This window comes from Endozoicomonas sp. (assembly GCF_051008435.1).
Taxonomy (GTDB): domain Bacteria; phylum Pseudomonadota; class Gammaproteobacteria; order Pseudomonadales; family Endozoicomonadaceae; genus Endozoicomonas_A.
Genome location: NZ_JBPCXO010000142.1, coordinates 1 through 1,786, shown reverse-complemented (window position 1 = coordinate 1,786; position 1,786 = coordinate 1). Strand labels below are relative to the sequence as shown.

The following is a 1,786-nucleotide window of genomic DNA, read 5'->3' as shown; positions in this document are numbered from 1 at the left end:
ACTGAAAACGCAGATCAAACGCAGAATTGAGTAAAAAGAAGCGGAACAATTATGAACACAAGCTGATGCTGTAGATTAGACTGCAAAGTGTATGAAAACTGTACTCTCTTACCAAAAGTACAGCCTGCTCGCTCATTACCTCAAAGTTAAGCGGGACTTAAGGCTTTGTTAGGCGTACTAACAAAGATCCGAGTCAGGTAGTAATGATTAATGACGTTTTTGATATTGCTTGTTGTTTCTGTGAGGTTAAAGCTCGCCATCACCTGTCCTGGTGACTATCTATTGTAAGCTTCCTCATCCAGATCATCTTCCCATTTCGCCACCATCACAGCGGTCAGGCTGTCTCCAGTAACATTCAGCGCTGTGCCACTCATTTCAAACAGTTGCTGCACCGCCGCTATGATGGCCAGAGTCATCAGGGGGATGCCCAGGCTTTCAAGCAGCAGAGTTAAAGAGAGCAGGAAGGCACCGGGAACGCCAGCTGCTCCAATGGCCGACACGGTACTGATGACAACGATGAGAAGGTAGTCAGCAAACGACAGATGAAGGTTGAAGACCTGAGCAGAAAACACAGCGATTATTGTCAGGTTCATAGCCAGTCCGTTCATATTGATCACGGACCCCAGCGACAATACAAACCGACTGATCGGTTTGCTGACACCAAGGTGATTCTCGGTAACCGTCATGTTGACAGGCAGAGTGGCAGTACTGGACCCGGTTGTGAGTGCCATGATTTGCGGCGCTACCATTTTTCGAAAGAAGGTAACGGGAGACAGTTTCATGCACTTCAGGACAAGGCTGACGCCCGCAACCATGATAAGGGCTGTCATTAACCAGGTAATGCCAACCAGCGTAGTCAACTCGCTGATCAACGTCAGATTGGTGTTGGCAAAGTTATCCGCAGTCAAAGCAAAAATGCCCACTGGGGCCAGTTTCATGATCAATCTGATCATCTGGTTGACGATGGTGGCCGAGGTTTCAAGAAAATTAACCATTGGCTGCCCCTTGTCCCCGCTGGCACGGATGCCTACAGCGAGCAGGCTGGCAAAAAAGACAGTGGCCAGAACTTCGCCGTGCATCATTGCAGCAATGGGATTCTCCGGGATTATTTTGCCCGTGAAATAAGACAGTTCCGGTAATCTGGCTGTAGATTGATAGTGGCTGGGCAGAACGGAGTAGTAACTCCAGCTGTTATTGAACAACTGGCTGAGCAACAGGGTAATAATGGAAGTGATGGCCATGCTACCCAGAAATATGATCAGGGTCTTCAGGGCAATTCGCTTCATGGAGCCTATTTTTCTGAGTTGCAGTATACCGTTGGCAATGGAAAAGAAGATCATGGGTATGACAAGCATTTTGATGATCTTGATGAAGATGTCACCCAGAGGCGCCAGAAAATCGGAAAGCTCGGGTATCAATAGTCCGGTCACAACGCCAAGCAGCAGTGCCATGAAATAATTTGGCCACTGTACATTCAAGCGGGAAAGGCTGACGGGTTGAGACTGCATTATTCTGATTCTGGATAGCTCTGTTCTAATTTAGGGCGGGGATATTATCTTTACGTCGTTTGAAAAGATAGACGCATAAATACCAATCAAGTCAAGTGCTTAATCGGGTGTTCTGAAGGTAATGCGGATTACCCCTCACACTGTTATCAAATAGGACTTACGCATTGATGGCACCTGCTAATTTTGGTAGCAGGTGGTCTTTACTCTTTGCAAAACTCTCAATGAATTTACCAACCGTCTCTTTAAATAGCCCCCGTTGGTGCTGATAAATATTCGTA

The 1,786-nt window shown here is 46.9% G+C and carries 1 protein-coding gene and 1 pseudogene; both read right to left on the bottom strand.

Annotated elements, in window-relative coordinates; translation table 11 throughout:
* Positions 1-275 precede the first annotated feature (275 nt).
* Positions 276-1,508 (bottom strand): dicarboxylate/amino acid:cation symporter, encoded by a 1,233-nt coding sequence (locus ACR2PX_RS06780; RefSeq protein ID WP_433998604.1) that lies wholly within the window; start codon positions 1,506-1,508, stop codon positions 276-278.
* A 157-nt stretch (positions 1,509-1,665) separates the two neighbouring features.
* Positions 1,666-1,786: pseudogene (locus ACR2PX_RS06775) on the bottom strand (IS701 family transposase); the annotation flags it as partial.